The sequence below is a fragment of the Stenotrophomonas oahuensis genome, assembly GCF_031834595.1.
Classification (GTDB): domain Bacteria; phylum Pseudomonadota; class Gammaproteobacteria; order Xanthomonadales; family Xanthomonadaceae; genus Stenotrophomonas; species Stenotrophomonas oahuensis.
Genome location: NZ_CP115541.1, coordinates 4,353,876 through 4,371,902 on the forward strand (window position 1 = coordinate 4,353,876; position 18,027 = coordinate 4,371,902).

19 protein-coding genes are annotated in these 18,027 nt (G+C 65.4%); 2 read left to right on the forward strand and 17 right to left on the reverse strand.

Annotated elements, in window-relative coordinates:
* Positions 1 to 42: 42 nt before the first annotated feature.
* From PDM29_RS19440 to ppsR, 9 genes are all read right to left on the reverse strand, one after another.
* Positions 43 to 258 carry a hypothetical protein gene (locus PDM29_RS19440; RefSeq protein ID WP_311191665.1) on the reverse strand — a complete coding sequence of 72 codons (216 nt, stop codon included), beginning with the start codon at positions 256 to 258 and terminating at the stop codon, positions 43 to 45.
* A gap of 134 nt (positions 259 to 392) precedes the next feature.
* Entirely contained in the window at positions 393 to 878 is a 486-nt protein-coding gene (locus PDM29_RS19445) for a hypothetical protein (protein ID WP_311191666.1), read from the reverse strand.
* The gene (locus PDM29_RS19450; RefSeq protein WP_311191667.1) at positions 848 to 1,051 is read right to left on the reverse strand and encodes a PspC domain-containing protein; all 204 of its coding nucleotides are present in this window, start codon (positions 1,049 to 1,051) and stop codon (positions 848 to 850) included. Before PDM29_RS19450 ends, PDM29_RS19445 begins: the two co-directional genes overlap by 31 nt.
* 92 nt (positions 1,052 to 1,143) lie before the next feature.
* Positions 1,144 to 2,211: a class III poly(R)-hydroxyalkanoic acid synthase subunit PhaC gene (locus PDM29_RS19455; RefSeq protein WP_311191668.1), complete on the reverse strand. Its 1,068-nt coding sequence runs from the start codon at positions 2,209 to 2,211 to the stop codon at positions 1,144 to 1,146.
* Positions 2,208 to 3,239, reverse strand: coding sequence for a class III poly(R)-hydroxyalkanoic acid synthase subunit PhaE (phaE, locus tag PDM29_RS19460; RefSeq protein WP_311191669.1), 1,032 nt, complete (start codon positions 3,237 to 3,239; stop codon positions 2,208 to 2,210). The genes PDM29_RS19455 and phaE overlap by 4 nt, the downstream gene beginning before the upstream one ends.
* Positions 3,236 to 3,850, reverse strand: a complete 615-nt coding sequence (locus PDM29_RS19465) for a CDP-alcohol phosphatidyltransferase family protein (protein ID WP_311191670.1) — start codon at positions 3,848 to 3,850, stop codon at positions 3,236 to 3,238. Before PDM29_RS19465 ends, phaE begins: the two co-directional genes overlap by 4 nt.
* A gap of 209 nt (positions 3,851 to 4,059) precedes the next feature.
* Entirely contained in the window at positions 4,060 to 4,548 is a 489-nt protein-coding gene (locus PDM29_RS19470) for an NUDIX hydrolase (RefSeq protein ID WP_311191671.1), read from the reverse strand.
* A gap of 65 nt (positions 4,549 to 4,613) precedes the next feature.
* Positions 4,614 to 5,120: a DUF1249 domain-containing protein gene (locus PDM29_RS19475; protein WP_311191672.1), complete on the reverse strand. Its 507-nt coding sequence runs from the start codon at positions 5,118 to 5,120 to the stop codon at positions 4,614 to 4,616.
* Positions 5,121 to 5,270: 150 nt separating this feature from the next.
* Positions 5,271 to 6,092, reverse strand: coding sequence for a posphoenolpyruvate synthetase regulatory kinase/phosphorylase PpsR (gene ppsR / locus PDM29_RS19480; RefSeq protein WP_311191673.1), 822 nt, complete (start codon positions 6,090 to 6,092; stop codon positions 5,271 to 5,273).
* A gap of 143 nt (positions 6,093 to 6,235) precedes the next feature.
* On the opposite strand from ppsR, the gene ppsA reads away from it, so the two are divergent.
* Positions 6,236 to 8,614 (forward strand): phosphoenolpyruvate synthase, encoded by a 2,379-nt coding sequence (ppsA, locus tag PDM29_RS19485; protein ID WP_311191674.1) that lies wholly within the window; start codon positions 6,236 to 6,238, stop codon positions 8,612 to 8,614.
* Positions 8,615 to 8,717: 103 nt separating this feature from the next.
* The gene (locus tag PDM29_RS19490; protein WP_311191675.1) at positions 8,718 to 9,605 is read left to right on the forward strand and encodes a mechanosensitive ion channel family protein; all 888 of its coding nucleotides are present in this window, start codon (positions 8,718 to 8,720) and stop codon (positions 9,603 to 9,605) included.
* 51 nt (positions 9,606 to 9,656) lie between these two features.
* Here PDM29_RS19490 and PDM29_RS19495 read toward each other — a convergent pair whose 3' ends face one another.
* The 8 genes from PDM29_RS19495 to PDM29_RS19530 all read right to left on the reverse strand — a co-directional run bounded on the left by PDM29_RS19495 (position 9,657) and on the right by PDM29_RS19530 (position 17,956).
* Complete coding sequence (locus PDM29_RS19495; protein WP_311191676.1) at positions 9,657 to 10,532, reverse strand: EcsC family protein; 876 nt, start codon at positions 10,530 to 10,532, stop codon at positions 9,657 to 9,659.
* Positions 10,533 to 10,649: 117 nt separating this feature from the next.
* Entirely contained in the window at positions 10,650 to 11,219 is a 570-nt protein-coding gene (orn, locus tag PDM29_RS19500) for an oligoribonuclease (RefSeq protein WP_311191677.1), read from the reverse strand.
* Positions 11,220 to 11,277: 58 nt separating this feature from the next.
* On the reverse strand, positions 11,278 to 11,808 hold the full coding sequence (gene tadA, locus PDM29_RS19505; RefSeq protein WP_311191678.1) for a tRNA adenosine(34) deaminase TadA: 531 nt from the start codon (positions 11,806 to 11,808) through the stop codon (positions 11,278 to 11,280).
* Complete coding sequence (gene mntR / locus PDM29_RS19510; RefSeq protein WP_282295880.1) at positions 11,801 to 12,256, reverse strand: manganese-binding transcriptional regulator MntR; 456 nt, start codon at positions 12,254 to 12,256, stop codon at positions 11,801 to 11,803. The genes tadA and mntR overlap by 8 nt, the downstream gene beginning before the upstream one ends.
* Before the next feature lie 81 nt (positions 12,257 to 12,337).
* Complete coding sequence (locus tag PDM29_RS19515) at positions 12,338 to 13,459, reverse strand: hybrid sensor histidine kinase/response regulator (protein WP_311191679.1); 1,122 nt, start codon at positions 13,457 to 13,459, stop codon at positions 12,338 to 12,340.
* Entirely contained in the window at positions 13,456 to 14,043 is a 588-nt protein-coding gene (locus PDM29_RS19520; RefSeq protein WP_311191680.1) for a chemotaxis protein CheB, read from the reverse strand. The genes PDM29_RS19515 and PDM29_RS19520 overlap by 4 nt, the downstream gene beginning before the upstream one ends.
* Complete coding sequence (locus tag PDM29_RS19525) at positions 14,040 to 14,864, reverse strand: CheR family methyltransferase (protein WP_311191681.1); 825 nt, start codon at positions 14,862 to 14,864, stop codon at positions 14,040 to 14,042. Before PDM29_RS19525 ends, PDM29_RS19520 begins: the two co-directional genes overlap by 4 nt.
* A complete protein-coding gene (locus tag PDM29_RS19530; protein ID WP_311191682.1) occupies positions 14,861 to 17,956 on the reverse strand; it encodes a response regulator in 3,096 nt (1,031 codons plus the stop codon). The genes PDM29_RS19525 and PDM29_RS19530 overlap by 4 nt, the downstream gene beginning before the upstream one ends.
* Between the last annotated feature and the right edge of the window lie 71 nt (positions 17,957 to 18,027).

The window sequence follows — 18,027 nt, forward strand, 5'->3', positions numbered from 1 at the left end:
GTTGACAATCGACCCGCGTTGGGGGCGGAACTGCCTTGGCCGTTATCGATAATGCTGGGCGGTACGCTGACGCACCGCGTCGTCGAGCATGGTTTCCAGCGCCATCACCCGCACGCGGCCAATGCCCTGCAGCTCCATGAAGCGTTCGGTATAGATTTCCGGCCCCTGCGCGGTGTCGGCTTGGGACTTGCTGAAACCCAGGGGCACCACGCCCTTGTCGCCATCCTTGCTACCACCGACATAAAGAACGATTGCCATGTGATGTGTTTCTCCTGATACGTCTACAACAGCATGCAGCTTACGCCACCCATGCTGAAGATTCGGCGTGCAGGCTAATAACGTTTGTTTGCATGCAGATGACGTCGCGATAGCGACGCTTTACTTACACGAAATTAACGCCCAGATAACGTCGTGGGCCACCAGCCCTTTCCGGTAAGCGCATAGATGTCGGCCGCGCGCTCGAACGGATTGCGCGCGCTTACCCCGCCACACGCCAGATACACGGGCAGGTAAAGCGGCCCGAGCACCAGATACTGGTAAACGTGGGCGCGCTCATGATCGTGCAGGCCGATCACCGGCTCGCTGCACCACCCGGCCTGGTGGGCATAGGTGCGGCACGGCACATCCAGGGTTGGACCGGTATGCAGGACGACGTTGCCGAGGGTAATCGCGCCACCTGGACCCCAGGGGTAATGGCGGAACACGATCGCCAGGTCGCGTCCACTCCAGTAGGGCCGTGCACCAGCGAACAGACCGGCCAGGCCGCCGAGCAGTCCGACCACGGTGTTGGGCACTGTCCACAGCGCACCCAGCCCCTGCAGCAGGCGCAGGGCCGCTCGCGACAGGCTCAGTCGGCTTCGTTCGGGATGAGCAGCCATAGGATCAGGTAGACCAGAATGCCGGGGAAAGCGGCCGAGGCAATGGACACCACCACGTACAGCACGCGCAGCAGGGTCACGTTCCAACCAAAGCGATGTGCGATGCCGCCCATCACCCCGGCGATCATACGGTCATTGAGCGAGCGCGACAGCGTTCGCGGGGCAGTGTTCATGGGCAGGTCCTCCAACGGTGATTGAAGGCTACGGTAGCGCCCGCCGTGTCTACGGCGTGCGTTGGGGGTGTGGTTGCCGGGCAAGCCCGGCACTACGTCCGCGCCTGCAGCCACTCGGTGATCGTCGACGGTACTTCGCGCTGGGCGCGACCGGACACGTAGATACCGATATGACCACCGCGGAAGCTGCTTTCGCTGTAGTCCTTGCTGCCTATCCGACCGCGCAGCGCGCGCGAGGCATCCGGCGGCACCAGGTGGTCCTGCTCGGCGTAGATGTTCAGCACCGGCAACGTCACCTGCGCCAGGTCCACGGTTTCGGTGCCGATGCGCACGCCGTCATGCATCAGCCCGTTGCCCTGGTAGAACTGCTTGATGAAGTCACGGAACGCTTCGCCAGCCAGGTCGGGCGAATCGAAGATCCACTTTTCCATGCGCAGGAAATCCTCCAGCGCCGCCTTGTCATCCAGGATGTCCAGCAGCCCCACGTACTTCTGCACATTGAGGCGGAAAGGCTTGAGCATCAGGTAGCTGGCGTTCATCAGGTCGGCCGGGATATTGCCCAGCGTATCCACCAGCAGGTCCACGTCCACGTGCCGCGCCCAGTGCGAGAGCATGTTGTCGGGCGTCTGGAAATCCACCGGGGTGACCATGGTGATCAGGTTGGCCAGCTTGTGCTGCCGCAGCGCGGCATAACACAGCGCGAACACGCCGCCCTGGCAGATGCCGAGCATGTTGATCGGGTTGCCGTCATGGGCCGCCACCAGATGGTCCACCGCGCCATCGACGAAGCGCAGAAGATAGTCTTCCAGGGTCTGGTAGCGCTCGGAGCGGTCCGGGTAGCCCCAGTCCAGCACGTACACGTCATGGCCCAGTGCCAGCAGCCGCTGGACCAGCGAGCGGTCGGCCTGCAGGTCGACCATGTAGGGCCGGTTGACCAGCGCGTACACGATCAGCAGCGGGGTGCGATGCACCGGTGGCTGCTCGCTCACGAAGCGGTACAGCCGCACCTTGCCGTCGCTCCAGACTTCTTCGCGGGCGGTTGCACCGTAGTCCACGTCGTCCACCGACGGCAGCAGCTTCAGGCCGTCCATCAGCTTGCGCTGCATGGACAGGGTTTCCTGCAGCAGGTCTTCGGCGTTGAAACCGAGGGGGCCTTTCATGGCGTGCGTTTCCGGGCAGTGGATTTGGATTCCGATTTGGGTTTCGGTTCCGATTTGGGTTTCGGTTCCGATTTGGGTTTCGGTTCCGATTTGGGTTTCGGTTTCGGCTTGGCCTTGGGTGCCGGGGCCTGTGCGGCCGCCATGCGCCGTACCATCCGTTCCAGCTCGGTGATGCGTCGGTGCGCGGCATCCATTTCGGTGCGGGTGGGCAGGCCTAGTGCTTCGCAGAGCCGCTCCACTTCATGCTGCGCCGCCCCGCGCAGGCGCATCTGCGCATTGCCCAGCGACGCATAGACCTGCTGGAACGGCTCGGACAACGCCACCTTGGCGTAGGCCTCCTCGGCCGCCTCGATCCACAGATCGAACATGGCGCGGGCGCTGGTCAACTGGTTGCCGGGCTGCTCGTGCTCGGCCAGGCGCTGCTCGAACAAGGCGTAGGCGTCGTCCAGCGCCTGCCGGATCTGGTCCACGTAGGCGCGGGCATGTTCCTGGAAATCCTGCTGCGCGCGCATCAGCGCCTGCCAGCGGGCCTGGTGCTCGCGTGCCGGGCCGAATGCCGGGCTCTGCAGCCAGGGTTCCAGGTCTTTCTGCAGCCGCTCCAGCAGGGCCAGCAGATCCGGGCCACCGGCCTGGGTATGGCCGCGCGCGCCCTGCAACATCCACTTCAGCATGCCGTCGCCCTGCCCCTCCACAGCCTGCTTCCAGGCCTGGGCGATGTCGGCGCTGCTGGCGTCCTGGCCGGCAAACTGCGCGGCCACCGCCTGCATGGTGCCGTACCAGCCACCGGCCTGCTCGCGAAAGCGGTGCACGGCGTCTTCGGCCTGGCGGTTGCCGGGCGCGTGGCCCGGGGCGGACATCAGCTGGGCCCAACCTTCTATTGTCTGCTGCCAGCTGCCCGGAGCATGCTCCCCCCCCGCACCCGCCGTACCCGCCGCCTGCCGCAGTGCATCGCCCCAGGCGCTGAAGTACTGGCGCGCCAGCGCCTCGAAATCTCCTGCGTCGTGGTTACCGCCAGCGCTGCTGCTCATGGCTTGGGAATTCGCAGGGTCTTGCTGATCATCAACGAACCCGACAAGGCAAACAGCAGCACCATCGGGTGCAGCTGCCAGGGGCCCAGCTGCCAACCGCCCAGCCACAGATCCGGGCCAATGGCCCCCAGGCTGGCCGCCACGGCCAGCACCACTACCAGCGCCAGGCTGGTGGGAATGGGCGTACCCTCGAAGTACGGCACCTTGTCGCCCTCACCCGCCAGGGCTTCGGCGGTGACGTTGTAGCGGGCCAGACGGCTCACACCGCAGCACACGAAGTAGCTCAGCACCAGCCAGTCCCAGCCGCCCTGCATGCCGCAGGCATAGGCCAGCGCAGCCGGGGCCACGCCGAATGAGATCACGTCCGACAGCGAATCCAGTTCGCGGCCCAGGGTGGAACTGGACTTGCGCCAGCGCGCGATGCGCCCGTCAAGGGCGTCGAAAATGAAAGCCAGCGGGATCAGCGCCATGCCCCACAACAGATAGCTGCGCTCGCCATCCTGCAGGTAGCGCATGGCCGCGAACACCGCACCCGTGCCGCAGAAGGCGTTGGCCAGGGTGAACCAGTCGGCCAGCTGGAACTCGCGCAGCATCGAGAAGTGACGTTTCATGGAAGCTCGAAGAACGGTAGTGCGGAAAGAGTACCGCGAGCAGCCCAGACCGTGACAGCCTTCACCATACGGTGCCTTCGCATGGCGCTCACGCGATGCCGACCTGCGGTGAATTTTTAGCCACCCATCTTGACAGCGAGGGGGGCTGGGGGCCGTCGGCGTTTATCCACAAACTTGCCCACCGGTCATCCACACCCCCTGTGCATAAGTCACAACCGCGTATACGACCACGACTCCATGCTGCCATCCCTATACGGCATCACCCCGTGGAACGGGCGCGGGTCGGCATCGAACACCAGCGGCAGGAACTGGCGGTCGCCCTCCCACATCGGCAGGGTGTCCAGCTTGTCCACGTCCACCCACTCCAGCGTCCCCTCGGGATTGGCCGCCAGCGGGGTGCCGGTGTAGTCGTCAATGACGAACACGAAACCGAACCAGTCCTCGCCGTGCTTGCCAAACCCCGGCCAGCTGATGGTGCCGCGCAGGCGCATGCGGCCGCAGTCGATGCCGGCCTCTTCCTGGATTTCCCGGCGCATGCCGGCGGCCACGTCTTCGTCGCGCTCGACTTTGCCGCCGAGGCCGTTGTACTTGCCCAGGTGGTGGTCACCAGGACGGGCGTTGCGGTGGATCATCAGGACTTGCCCGCCATCGGGCGAAAGCACGTAGCCGAGGGTGGCCACGATGGGGGTGTAAGGCATGGTGTACGGGTTCTTTGGGGTAAGAGTTGGTTTATGCGGCCAGGAGCAGCCGGGCAAGCCCGGCTCTACGCGGTGGCGTGCGGCATTTCAGCGAGGGCCGGAACCACGTCACCGTCGCGACGCAGGGTGGCGACGCCATGGCCGCGTTCGGCCAGGTACTCCAGCCATTTGCCCAGGAAGGTGTTCATGCGCATGCGGTGGCTGATCAGCTCGGCCGGCGGCGGGTACATCCCGACCACGTCCTGCCAGCGCCGGCCCACGTAGCAGTGGGTAGTTTCGGCCTGACGGGCGTCACGGTACAGGCGCACGTAGGCCGAGGGGTCCGGCTGGCCGGTGACCGGGTCGGCGAAATCGTAGGTCAGGCGTAATTCCACGGTGTAGCGGTGGCACTCGATCACGTCCAGGCGCACGTCAAGCCCATCGCCGACCGAGGACACGTAGCTGCCTGCGGCCAGCTCGGACGGGGCGAACAGCCGCACCAGATGCCGGTAGTTCTCCGCGTACAGGCCCATCAACCAGCTCAGACGGCTGAGTCGGGGGATGCGTTCAATACGGGGCGATGCCTGGGCCATGAATCCGATCCTACACGTTGGTAGATCAAACGTGGGGATGGATGAGACCGGCCAAAAGGGATGCTGCCGTCACGACCAACGATCGTGACCTACCGGTTCAGGCATCCCAGACGGTAGGTCACGACCGTTGGTCGTGACCCGGCCCACGCATCAATAGTGCTCGCGTTGCAGCCCCAAGGTCGCCAGCACCTTGCTGGAAATCTCCTCAATCGAGGTATGCGTGGTGCTCAGGGTCGGAATGCGCTCCATCCGGAACATGGTCTCGGCCGCTGCCACCTCGCGCCGGCAGGTGTCCAGGTTGGCGTAGCGCGAGTTGGGGCGGCGCTCCTGGCGGATCTGCTGCAGCCGGTCGGGGTCGATGGTCAGGCCGAACAGCTTGTGCCGGTAGGGGCGCAGCCGGGGCGGCAGGCGGTCGCTTTCCAGGTCTTCGTCGGTCAGCGGGTAATTGGCCGCCCGTACCCCGAAATGCAGGGCCAGGTAGATGCAGGTCGGGGTCTTGCCGGCCCGTGAAACCGCTACCAGGATGACGTCGGCATCGTCGTAGTTGATGGCAATGCCGTCATCGTGGCTCAGCGCGAAGTTCATCGCGTTGATGCGCCGGTGGTAGGTCTCGAAGTCCACCATGCCGTGCGCCTGGCCGACCCGGGAATGCCGGTTCACCGCCAGCTCACGCTCCAGCGGCTCGATGAAGGGGGCGAAAACGTCGAGCATCAGGCCCCCGCTTTCGGCCAGGATCATGCTCAGGCCGCTGTCGACGCAGGAGCTGACCACAATCGGCCGGACCTGGTAGCGCTCCCCCGCCGCGCGGATCCTTTCACAGGCTTCCCGCGCTTTTTCGGGGTCGTCGACGAACGACATGCGGTCGGTAATGAAGCTGAATCCGGAGAACTGGGTCAGCAGGCTATGCCCAATGGTTTCAGCGGTGATACCGGTTCCATCGGATACGTAGAAGACCGGACGGATCATCGTCATGTGCCTGTGAACCCCTCTGAAGCCTAAAAAGGCCGTCGATACAAGCTTGTGCCGACGGCGGTCTGCCCGGCATCATATCGGCTTCTTCCTACGGACGTGGCCATCCAGCCCGCCTCGGGCGATGGCCAAACGGAGCATCGCGCTTGAACGAGAACATCCTGTGGTTGCACGAACTGCGCCTGGCCGACCTGGCTCGCGTGGGCGGCAAAAATTCGTCGCTTGGCGAAATGATCGGCAATCTGGCCGGTCTGGGGGTTTCTGTCCCCGGCGGTTACGCAACCACCGCTGAAGCCTTCAAGGACTTCATCGCACACAACGATCTTTCCAAGCGCATTTTCGACAAGCTGGCCACGCTGGACGTGGAAGATGTCACCGCGCTCACTGCGGCCGGCAAGGAAATCCGCGGCTGGGTGATCGACGCCCCGCTGCAGCCGCAGCTGGACCAGGACATCCGCGCCGCCTATGTGCAGCTGAGCAATGAAAACGGCGGCGGCGACGTGGCCGTGGCCGTGCGCTCCTCGGCCACCGCCGAAGACCTGCCGGATGCCTCGTTTGCCGGCCAGCAGGAAACCTTCCTCAACGTGACCGGTGCCGACGATGTCGTGCACAAGGTCAAGGAAGTGTTCGCCTCGCTGTACAACGACCGCGCCATTGCCTACCGCGTGCACCACGGCTTCAAGCACGAAGACGTGTTCCTGTCCGCCGGCGTGCAGCTGATGGTGCGTTCGGGCGTGGGTTCGTCCGGCGTGCTGTTCACCCTGGACACCGAATCGGGCTTCCGCGACGTGGTGTTCGTCACCTCCAGCTTCGGCCTGGGCGAAATGGTCGTGCAGGGCGCGGTCAACCCGGACGAGTTCTACGTCTACAAGCCCACCCTGACCGCGGGCAAGCCGGCGATCCTGCGCCGCTCGCTGGGCAGCAAGGCGATCCGCATGGTCTATTCGGATGTGCCGGGCGAACGCGTGCGCACCGAAGACACCCCGGCCGAACTGCGCCGCACCTTCTCGATCAGTGACGAAGACGTGCAGGAACTGGCCAAGCAGTCGCTGGTCATTGAAAAGCACTATGGCCGCCCGATGGACATCGAGTGGGCCAAGGACGGGGTCAGCGGCAAGCTGTTCATCGTGCAGGCCCGCCCGGAAACGGTGAAGTCGCGCAGCCACGCCACCCAGATCGAGCGCTTCGCGCTGACCGAAAAGGGCGGCAAGGTGCTGGCCGAAGGCCGTGCCGTGGGTGCCAAGATCGGCTCGGGCGTGGCCCGCGTGGTCAAGACCCTGGACGACATGAACCGCGTGCAGCCGGGCGACGTGCTGATTGCCGACATGACCGACCCGGACTGGGAACCGGTGATGAAGCGCGCCTCGGCCATCGTCACCAACCGCGGTGGCCGCACCTGCCACGCCGCGATCATCGCGCGTGAACTGGGCGTGCCGGCCGTGGTCGGCTCGGGCAATGCCACCAAGGTGATCGAAGACGGCCAGCAGGTCACGGTCAGCTGCGCCGAAGGCGATACCGGCTTCATTTACGAAGGCAGCCTTGCCTTCGACCGCACCACCACGGACCTGGGCAACATGCCACCGGCTCCGCTGAAGATCATGATGAACGTGGCCAACCCGGAACGTGCCTTCGACTTCGGCCAGTTGCCGAACGCCGGCATCGGCTTGGCGCGCCTGGAAATGATCATCGCCAGCCACATCGGCATCCATCCGAACGCGCTGCTGGAGTACGACCGCCAGGATGCCGCCACCAAGAAGAAGATCGACGAGAAGATCGCCGGTTACTCCGACCCGGTTGGCTTCTATGTGGACCGTCTGGCCGAAGGCATCGCCACGCTGACCGCCTCGGTCGCCCCGAACCCGGTGATCGTGCGCCTGTCGGACTTCAAGTCCAACGAGTACGCCAACCTGATCGGCGGCAACAACTACGAGCCGCACGAAGAAAACCCGATGATCGGCTTCCGCGGTGCCAGCCGCTACGTCGACCCGAGCTTCGCCGCCGCGTTCGCACTGGAGTGCAAGGCCGTGCTGCGCGTGCGCAACGAAATGGGCCTGGACAACCTGTGGGTCATGATTCCGTTCGTGCGCACGCTGGAAGAAGGCCGCAAGGTGGTTGAGGTGCTTGCCCAGAATGGTCTGAAGCAGGGCGAGAACGGCCTGAAGATCATCATGATGTGCGAAGTGCCGTCCAACGCACTGCTGGCCGAGGAGTTCCTGGAGATCTTCGACGGCTTCTCGATCGGCTCCAACGACCTGACCCAGCTCACCCTGGGCCTGGACCGCGACTCCTCGATCGTGGCGCACCTGTTCGACGAACGTAACCCGGCGGTCAAGAAGCTGCTGTCGATGGCGATCAAGGCTGCCCGCGCCAAGGGCAAGTACGTCGGCATCTGCGGCCAGGGCCCGTCCGATCACCCGGATCTGGCCGAGTGGCTGATGCAGGAAGGCATCGAGTCGGTGTCGCTGAACCCGGACACCGTGGTCGATACCTGGCTGCGCCTGGCCAAGCTGAAGGCCAACAGCTGAGCGCTGCGCTGACATGATGTTCATCGCGTTCGGTTCACACTGATCGCATCCAAAGCCCCGCCTATGCGGGGCTTTGTTTTTCCAGCCTTACCCCGGAGACCCCATGCTCGCTACTGCCGCGCCGATCACCACGCCCGCCTTCTTCCGCCAATGGAACTGGCAGCACATTCTGGAAACCTATGGTGTGCCGCTGCTGTCGGCACTGGTGGTGCTGCTGATCGGCCTGTGGCTGGCACGCCGCCTGTCCAATGTGATGCCGCGCGCTACCGCGCGGGTGGGCGTGGACCCGATGCTTGGTACCTTCCTGCGCAATGTGGTGTATGCCGCCGCGCTGGTGATCGTGGTGGTGGTGGCGATTGCCACGCTGGGCGTGCCGGTGTCACCGCTGCTGGCGGTGCTGGGTACGGCCGGCCTGGCGGTGGGCCTGGCCCTGAAGGATTCGCTGTCCAATATCGCTTCGGGCGTCATGCTGGTGACGCTGCGCCCGTTCCGCGTAGGTGATGTGGTTACCGTCGCTGGCCAGACCGGTAGCGTGCGCGAAGTGCGTATTTTTCAGACGGTGATCACCGGCGCGGACAACCAGCACACCACCATTCCCAACAACCTGATTACCGCCGCGCCGATCATCAACCTCACCGCCGAGCCGACCCGGCGGGTGGAACTGGTGATCGGTATTGGGTATGAGGACAACATCCAGCTGGCGCGCGATACCGCGCTGGCGCTGGTGAAAGCCGATCCGCGCGTGCTGGAAACGCCGGCCCCGGACGTGGTGGTGTATGAGCTGGGTGCGCATTCGATCAACCTGGGCATCCGCTGCTTTGTGAAGTCCGCGGACTGGTTCGGGACCAAGGTGACCTTGCTGGAGCAGATCAAGCTGGGCTATGACCAGGCCGGGATCAATATCCCGTATCCGCAGCAGGACATGCATCTGTATCTGCACGGGAAGGATGGTGGCGTCCAGACCGCCGATGCGCTGATTCGCGATCATTGATACGTTGACACGCATGGCGTGTCACTACGTAGTGACGCGCCATGCGCGTCATCACGATGCGTCGGAACTCCCCGCCACCACTGCATACGCCGCGCGCACCGTCTCATACCCATACGTGCGCTCCAGCCGACGCACGATGAAGTGCCCGCGCGCCATGTCCTGGTAGTAATCGGTGAACATGGTGTTCAACGTCGCCCCCGCCACCGCGCCGACAATCGGCACCGCCTGCGCGGCGAACTTCTCGGTCACCACCACGCCAAAGCGTGCGGCCACCTTCTCCACGATCTTGGCCAGCCACTTGCCGGCTTCCTTGGGCGTCAACCCGATCATCACCCCGCCTCCGCCCACGGCCACGCCGGTCAGCTCGGCCGACAGGTGCCGCATCACCTCGGCGGTGAAGCCACGGGTGATGTAGTAGCCCGTTTCGCTGGCATCGTCCTGCCCCGAATTACCGCCCAGTGCGAACACTTCCAGGCAGGCATGGCGGGTGGCCATGTCGCTCATGTCGAAGCCTTCGCTGCGGGCCACGTCGGCCACCGCGCGCATCATGATGGTGGTGGACAGCGGCAGCTCGACGAACAGCGCGGTGAAGCCAAACGCCCCGCCGATCGCGCCGGTGGCCGCGGCGGCCGCCTTGTGCCAGCGCGTGGACGCGGCCTTGCCGGGCGTGTTGTCCATGCTCCACAACGCCGCCTGGGCCGACTTGAACAGGGCCGCCTCGACCGCACCGTGAATCCGTTTGGAGACCGACTTCGGCAGCTTTTTGACCGCGAACTCGAGGGGCGAACCGATCAGGTTCGCCATCTTCGCGGTCAGCGTGGGCGATTCCAGCAGCGCCACCGCCCTGCGCAGGTCAGCGTAGTCCCGCGAGGTGGGCAGGATGTGGGACTGCAGCGGCGGTGGAACGGCGGGCAATGAGGTGGTCATGGCCCGGATCATAGCGCCGCATTGTTGAACGAACCGTTGTTGCGTGGGTACCGACCAACGGTCGGTACCTACCGATCAGGCGGTACCGGTAGGTCACGACCGTTGGTCGTGACGCTCTTACGCCGGCAACCCCGACAACGCGCCCATGAACTGCCGGTAATGGCGCAGCTCGGCAATCGAATCGTGCACGTCGCTCAGCGCGGTATGGCTGGCGGTCTTGCCCACCCCGGCGGCCACGGTCGGAGCCCAGCGCCTGGCCAGTTCCTTCACCGTGGAGACGTCCAGGTTGCGGTAGTGGAAATACTTCTCCAGGCGCGGCATTTCACGGTGCAGGAAGCGGCGGTCCTGGCAGATCGAGTTGCCGCACATCGGCGAGGCACCGGCGCGGATCCACTGCGCCAGAAAATTCACCGTCGCTGCCTCGGCCTGGCCCAGGGTGACCTGGCTTTCGACCACGCGCTGCCACAGCCCGGAACGACGGTGCTGGTTGCGGTTCCATTCGTCCATGGCTTCCAGCCGCTCCACCGGGTGGTGAATGGCGAACTCCGGGCCCTCTGCCAGCACGTTCAACTGCGCGTCGGTCACCACCGTGGCGATCTCGATGATCGAGTCGTTGTCGGTATCCAGACCGGTCATTTCCAGGTCGATCCAGATCAGTCGTTCGCCTTCCGCGCCGTTGTCGGCCATGTGTTCAAACCTTGTACGAAAGCAACATGATACCGCAGCCCCGGCCAACGGCCGGACATCAGCCAAGCGTCGGCAGCAGCGGCGGCTTGCCGCGCTTGGCGCGGAAATAGTTGGTCAGCCGGGTGCTGGCTTCTTTCGCCAACACCCCGCCATGCAGCTCGACGCGGTGGTTGTGCCGCGGGTCTTCGAGAAGATTGAACACGCTGCCGCAGGCCCCAGTCTTCGGGTCCGTAGCGGCGTACACCAGCCGCGCCACGCGCGCATGCACCACCGCCATCGCGCACATCGCGCACGGCTCCAGGGTCACGTATAGCGTGCTGCCAAGCAGCCGGTGATTGCCCAGCGCCCTGCCCGCCTGGCGCATGGCCACGATCTCGGCGTGTGCACTCGGATCATGCTCGGCGATGTTCAGGTTCCAGCCCTCGCCCAGCAGTTGACCTTCACTGCCGACCAGTACAGCACCCACCGGAATCTCGTTGAACTCGCGCTCGGCACGCGCGGCCAGTGCAAGCGCATGCTGCATCCAGTATTCGTCCTGGTCGTGCACCGGCACGCCCAGCGGCGGCGGCGGTGGCAGCCGCTCAACCATGGCCGTTGGCCTTGCGCAGGAACGCCTCGAATGCGGCCAGGGTGGCTTCACTCACGTGATGCTCGATGCCTTCGGCATCGCGCCGGGCCGAATCAGCATCCACGCCCAGCGCCAGCAGAAAGCGCTCCACCGTCTGGTGGCGGGCGCGCACTTCCACCGCCAGCTGCTCGCCGGCCGGGGTCAGGAACACCCCGCGATACGGGCGCTGGATCGCCCAGCCTTCCTTCACAAGCCGCTTGAGCGCCTTGGCCACCGTGGGCTGGGCCACGCCCAGGCGGGTGGCGATGTCGACCTGACGGGCCTCGCGGCCATCGGCAATCAGGTCCGCAATCAGCTCCACGTAGTCTTCCACCAGCTCCGAGCGGCGCGCTTCACGCACCTGCGCAAAGCCCTCCACATGAACCTGGGCGTCGATCAGGGGGGCGGGCTTGCGGCTGCTGCTCGGCATGCGGGCAATGGTCCGTGGCGGGGCCGATGGGGAACTGGCGTGTAGTCTAACGCAGCCGGCCGCCCTGCCCTCAGCGCCGGCTCAGCCGCGCATGCGACGCTGTAACCGGGTCTCGAACAACACTTCGCCGTCCAGATTGCGCGCGACCAGCGCACCGCCGTGCGCGCGGGCGAACTCGTGCGCGATGAACAAGCCCAACCCCAGCCCACGGCTTTCGTGGAAACTGGCCTTGAACGGCTCAAACAGGCGCGGCAACAGGGCTTCGGGAATCTGACCCTGGTTGCGCACCTGCAGCAGCAGCGATTCGCCCGGGTTGCCGCGCACCTGCACCTGCACCGGCGAGCCGCCCCCGTGCAGGACGGCGTTGCCAACCAGGTTGGACAGCAGCTGCGCCAGCCGGTCCGGATCGCCGTGCAGGCAGGTGTCGCCCTCGATCTGTAGATCAATGCGCGCCTGCGGATGCGCCCGCGACAGCTCCGCCACCACCGCGCCGGCCACTTCCGCCACGTCACAGTCGCTGTGGTGGATGCGCAGCCCGCCACTGCGAATGCGCGAGAAATCGAGCAGCTGCTCGACCATGCGCCCCATCCGCTCGGCACTGTTTTCCAGATGCTTCAGGGTCTGCTGGACTGGCGGATCTTCTGGCAGGTCCAGCGAGAGTTTGTCGGCACAGAGCAGAATCGCCGACAGCGGCGTGCGCAGATCGTGGGTCAGCACGGCCATCATCGTTTCATTGAGCTTGAGCGCGTGCTCCAGCGCCTGGTTGCGCGCTTTCAGCAGTTGCTTCTGCTGGTACAGCTCGATGAACACATTGACCTTGCTCATGATCACCTGCGGCTCGATCGGCTTGTGCAGGAAATCAACCGCACCACTCTCATAGCCCTTGAACGCACGCACCGGGTCATTCGGCGATGCGGTGAGGAAGATGATCGGCACGTCGCGGCTGCGGGTCGAGCCGCGCATCAGCTCGGCCAGCGAGAAACCGTCGATCTCGGGCATGTGCACGTCCAGCAGCGCCAGCGCCACGTCATGCTCCAGCAGCAGCTCCAGCGCCTGCGCGCCCGAGGCGGCGCAGAGGATGTTCAGGCCGTCGCGTCGCAGCAGCGCCTCCATCGCCACCAGGTTCTGCGGAATGTCATCGACAATCAGCAGGTTCACGCACTCGGTCGGCGCATTCAACGCAGTGGGCTCGATCAGATTCATCGGGCAAGACCCTTGATACGTGTACAGATGGAAGAAAGCGGCAGCACCGCGTCGGCTCCGGCATGGGCCAGCGCGGCGGCTGGCATGATCGGCGAAAACGCGTCGTCCGGACATTGAATCCACGCGTGGCCGCCGGCCTGGCGCACTGCCGCCACGCCGGCACTGCCGTCGTTGCTGGCCCCGGTGAGCAGGATCGCCAGCACGCCCGCGCCGAACACCTCGGCCGCGCTCTCGAACAGCGGGTCGATGGCCGGGCGCGAGTACAGCACCGGGGCGTCGACCGAAAGCGCCAGCGTTGCGGCATCCTCGACCAGCAGATGATAGTCCGGCGGCGCGAAGGTGACCGTGCCCGGCAGAAGCGGCTGCTTGTCGTCGGCCTCGCGCACCGGCAGCGGGCAGCGCATGTCCAGAAGGTCAACGATGCGGCTGGGCCGGTCGCGCGGCAGGTGCAGCACCACCAGCACCGGCAGCGGCAGGTCGTCAGGCAGGGCGGCCAGCAGGGTCTGCAGCGCGCTCACCCCGCCCGCCGAGGCTCCCACCACCAGCAGCTTGAAGTCGACGCGCGGGTCGGCAGACAGGCTCATGCCACCTTCCGGTACAGGCGCTGCTCGCGCGCGCAGGCTTCAAATTCATCGGCATGCTCGCCGAACTGCAGCGATTCCTTGCTGCCCAGGCCCAGGAACCCTCTGTGCACCAGCGCCTCATGGAACAGGCCGATGGCCCGGTCCTGCAGTGCGCGCTGGAAGTAGATCAACACGTTGCGGCACGACACCAGGTGCACCTCGGAGAACACCGTGTCGGTGGCCAGGCTGTGGTCGGCGAACACGATGTTGCGCTTGAGCACACGGTCAAACACCACACTGCCGTAGCCACTGTTGTAATAGTCCGACAGCGATCCGGTACCACCGGCCGCCAGGTAGTTGCGGCTGAACTGGGCCAGCCGGTCCAGTCCGAACGCGCCGGCTTCCGCGGCGTGCAGCGCCTCGGGATTGATATCGGTGGCGTAGATGATGGTGCGGTCCAGCAGCCCCTCTTCGTGCAGCAGGATCGCCAGCGACCAGACCTCTTCGCCGGTGCTGCAGCCGGCGATCCAGATCTTGATCGACGGATAGGTGCGCAATACCGGAATCGCGTGCTCGCGCAGCACCTTGAAGTAGGCCGGGTCGCGGAACATTTCCGAGACCTGCACGGTGAAGAACTGCATCGCCTGGGCGAAGGTATCGGGTTCGCTCAGCAAGCGGTGCTGCAGATCGCCCAGATTGGCACACTCGAAGCGAGCCATTGCGTGACGCATGCGCCGACGCAGCGAGGCCAGCGCGTAGTCACGGAAATCATAGTGATAGCGCTGGTACACCGCCTCCAGCAGCAGCTTCAGTTCCAGATCGAACAGCTCGGCCTCGTTCATCGACGCGAGCACCATACGCGGCACAACGAGACCAGCTTGTCCACGTCGATCGGCTTGGAGATGTAGTCATTGGCACCGGCCTGCAGGCAGTGCTCGCGGTCATCGGGCATGGCCTTGGCGGTCAGCGCGATGATCGGCAGGTCGCGCCAGCGCGCCTCGCTGCGGATCTCGCGCATGGCGGTCAGCCCGTCCATTTCCGGCATCATGATGTCCATCAGCACCAGGTCCACTTCCGGGCTGAGTTTTTCCAGCGCTTCGCGACCATTGCGGGCGATCTCCAGCTTCACCCCCAGCGGCTCCAGCACGCTGGACAGCGCGAAGATGTTGCGCACGTCGTCTTCGGCCAGCAGCACGGTACGTCCGTCCAGCACCGCATCACGGCGGCGCGCCTCGCGCAGCAGGCGCTGCTGGTCGGTCGGCAGCGAGGCCTCGACGCTGTGCAGGAACAGGGTCACCTCATCCAGCAGACGCTCGGGCGAGCGCGCGCCCTTGATGATGATGCTCTTGGAGTAGCGGCGCAGGCGCTGTTCCTCATCGCGGGTCAGCGCGCGACCGGTGTAGACGATCACCGGAGGGAAAGACAGCGCTTCGTTGGCCGCCATGTGCTCCAGCAGGTCGTAACCGGTGCCGTCGGGCAAGGCCAGATCGGTCACCATGCAGTCGAAGGTGGACCCGGCCAGCGCCGCCATCGCCTCGGCAATGGTGCCCACGCCGACGATCTCCAGCTGGTCGCGGCCCAGCAGCAGCTTCAGGTTGGAGCGCAGTTCGCTGTCGTCCTCGACGATCAGCAGGCGGCGCACGTCGCGTTGGTTGGTGGCTTCCAGCTGCTGGATCGCCTCAACCAGGCGTTCACGCGTGGCCGGCTTGATCACATAGCCGATCGCGCCCAGCTCCAGCGCCACCTGCGAGCGTTCCAGGCCACTGACCACGTGCACCGGAATGTGCCGCGTGGCCGGGTCGCGCTTGAGCCGTTCCAGCACGCTCAAGCCCGACACGTCCGGCAGACCGATGTCGAGCAGGATGCCGTTCGGGCGCAGTTCGGTGGCCAGAGTCAGCGCTTCTTCGGCGGTCTGGGCGACCACGCAGTCGAAGTCGAGCTCATGCGCCATCTGCACCAGCGCGCTGGCAAACGCGGCATCATCTTCCACCGCCAGAATCATGCGCCCGGCGCGGCTGCGGCGGCCCCGGTCGTCGATCACACGCGGGGTTTCGCTGGCTGCTGCCAACGGCGCTGCGACTGGGGCCTTGGCCGGCTGGGGCGCTGCCACGGGCTGGCGCACATCCGGCGCGGCATGTGCCTCGCCCAGGGTCTCGCCGTTGTTTGCGATCAGCGGCAGCTCCAGGGTGAAGCTGCTGCCCCGCCCGGGCTCGCTGACCACGCTGATGCTGCCGCCCATGCGCGCCGCCAGATCGCGCGAGATCGACAACCCCAGCCCGGTGCCGCCATAACGGCGGCGGGTGCTGCCATCGGCCTGGCGGAAGGCTTCGAAGATGACTTCGGTCTGTGCCTGCGGGATACCGATACCGGTGTCGGTCACGGTGAACTGGATGCGGCCCGAGGCGGTGCCACGCACGCTGAGGGTGACGCTGCCGTGCTCGGTGAACTTCACCGCATTGGCCAGCAGGTTCTTCAGGATCTGCTGCAGGCGCTGGCTGTCGGTCACCAGCTGCGCGGGCGCGTCGGCGTCGGCCTGCAGCACCAGGCCCAGGCCCTTCTGCTCGGCCAGCGGCTGGAAGGTGTCCTTCAGACGCTGCAGCACGCTGGATACCGCTACGTTCTCGTCGGTCAGCTCCACGTGGCCGGCCTCGATCCGCGACAGATCCAGAATGTCGTTGATCAATGCCAGCAGGTCGTTGTTGGAGGAATGAATCGCCTGGGCGTACTTGACCTGTTCTTCGGACAGGTTGGCATCCTTGTTGTCGGCCAGCAGCTTGGCCAGGATCAGCGCGCTGTTCAGCGGCGTGCGCAGCTCGTGCGACATGTTGGCCAGGAACTCGGACTTGTAGCGCGAGCTGGCCTCCAGTTCATTGCTGTTCTGGACCAGCTGGGCCTGCGCCAGCAGCAGCGCCTGCTGGCGCGACTCCAGTTCATGGGTGCGCTCTTCCAGCTGCACATTGGTCTGTTCCAGCTCCACCTGCTGCTGTTCCAGATTGGCCTGGGAGTGCAGCAGGCTGCGGCTCTGTTCTTCCAGCTCTTCGTTGGCCACCCGCAGTTCTTCCTGCTGGGTCTGCAGCTCTTCACTCTGGCGCTGGGTCTCTTCCAGCAGCTCCACCAGCTGCTCGCGCAGCAGTGCTGCGCGCATTGCCACGCCGATAGGCTCGGCCACCTGGATGAGCAGTTCCAGCTCCAGCGCACGCGCCGGCGAGGCCCCCACCCGACCCAGCTCGATCATGCCGATCACCTTGCCATCGGCGGTGATCGGGCCCAGCAGGCGCTGGTGCACCGGGGTCATGCCCAGCGGGCTTTCAATTTCCAGCACGCTGTCGCCCTGGTCGAGCCGGCGCGGCTCGCCCAGGCGCAGCACTTCACCCCACTGCCCGGCCGCCGAAGGCAGCGCCTCTGGCAGCCGTGCCGGCAGGGCCGCGCCACCCACCAGCATCAGACGCTCGCCCTGCAGGCGGTACAGCGCGCCGACTTCCGCGTTCAACCGCGCACACAGCGTGCGCATGGCCTCGTCGGCCAGCACGCGCGGGTCCGGGTCGCCGCGCAGGCTGACCGTGACCGCGTTCTCGCCTTCCTGCAGCCACAGCGCGTCGGCGGCGATGCGCCGCGACTGGATCGCCTTCATCACCGTCAGTGCCATCAGCAGGAAGCAGACGCCACCGATGGTGCGGTTGACGAACGAGAACGCCGAATTCGTGCTGGCCGGGGCGATGTGGTAGCCGATCATCAGCAGGATGGTGGAACCCACCGCCACCAGGAACGGCACTTCGACCCGACGCTGGAACAGGGTCACCCCGACCGCCATGAAATACGTCAGCCACACCGCATAGCCCAGCGGCACCACGAACTCCAGCCCCATGGTCAGGGCCATCAGGCCTGCCGATGCCAGCCAGATCCAGCGGTCGCGTGCGGTGGGCGCAGAATTCATGGGGTGTCCAGATACAAAAGGTTTCTGATGTTACCTGAACGCGTTAAAGGGTGTTATGCGTCAAAAGTAAG

Excerpts from the sequence above, each read along its gene's own strand:
- PDM29_RS19440 (WP_311191665.1), bottom strand. The coding sequence starts at position 258 with ATGGCAATCGTTCTTTATGTCGGTGGTAGCAAGGATGGCGACAAGGGC.
- PDM29_RS19445 (WP_311191666.1), bottom strand. The coding sequence starts at position 878 with ATGGCTGCTCATCCCGAACGAAGCCGACTGAGCCTGTCGCGAGCGGCC.
- PDM29_RS19450 (WP_311191667.1), bottom strand. The coding sequence starts at position 1,051 with ATGAACACTGCCCCGCGAACGCTGTCGCGCTCGCTCAATGACCGTATG.
- PDM29_RS19455 (WP_311191668.1), bottom strand. The coding sequence starts at position 2,211 with ATGAAAGGCCCCCTCGGTTTCAACGCCGAAGACCTGCTGCAGGAAACC.
- phaE (WP_311191669.1), bottom strand. The coding sequence starts at position 3,239 with ATGAGCAGCAGCGCTGGCGGTAACCACGACGCAGGAGATTTCGAGGCG.
- PDM29_RS19465 (WP_311191670.1), bottom strand. The coding sequence starts at position 3,850 with ATGAAACGTCACTTCTCGATGCTGCGCGAGTTCCAGCTGGCCGACTGG.
- PDM29_RS19470 (WP_311191671.1), bottom strand. The coding sequence starts at position 4,548 with ATGCCTTACACCCCCATCGTGGCCACCCTCGGCTACGTGCTTTCGCCC.
- PDM29_RS19475 (WP_311191672.1), bottom strand. The coding sequence starts at position 5,120 with ATGGCCCAGGCATCGCCCCGTATTGAACGCATCCCCCGACTCAGCCGT.
- ppsR (WP_311191673.1), bottom strand. The coding sequence starts at position 6,092 with ATGACGATGATCCGTCCGGTCTTCTACGTATCCGATGGAACCGGTATC.
- PDM29_RS19490 (WP_311191675.1), top strand. The coding sequence starts at position 8,718 with ATGCTCGCTACTGCCGCGCCGATCACCACGCCCGCCTTCTTCCGCCAA.
- PDM29_RS19495 (WP_311191676.1), bottom strand. The coding sequence starts at position 10,532 with ATGACCACCTCATTGCCCGCCGTTCCACCGCCGCTGCAGTCCCACATC.
- orn (WP_311191677.1), bottom strand. The coding sequence starts at position 11,219 with ATGGCCGACAACGGCGCGGAAGGCGAACGACTGATCTGGATCGACCTG.
- tadA (WP_311191678.1), bottom strand. The coding sequence starts at position 11,808 with ATGGTTGAGCGGCTGCCACCGCCGCCGCCGCTGGGCGTGCCGGTGCAC.
- mntR (WP_282295880.1), bottom strand. The coding sequence starts at position 12,256 with ATGCCGAGCAGCAGCCGCAAGCCCGCCCCCCTGATCGACGCCCAGGTT.
- PDM29_RS19515 (WP_311191679.1), bottom strand. The coding sequence starts at position 13,459 with ATGAATCTGATCGAGCCCACTGCGTTGAATGCGCCGACCGAGTGCGTG.
- PDM29_RS19520 (WP_311191680.1), bottom strand. The coding sequence starts at position 14,043 with ATGAGCCTGTCTGCCGACCCGCGCGTCGACTTCAAGCTGCTGGTGGTG.
- PDM29_RS19525 (WP_311191681.1), bottom strand. The coding sequence starts at position 14,864 with ATGAACGAGGCCGAGCTGTTCGATCTGGAACTGAAGCTGCTGCTGGAG.
- PDM29_RS19530 (WP_311191682.1), bottom strand. The coding sequence starts at position 17,956 with ATGAATTCTGCGCCCACCGCACGCGACCGCTGGATCTGGCTGGCATCG.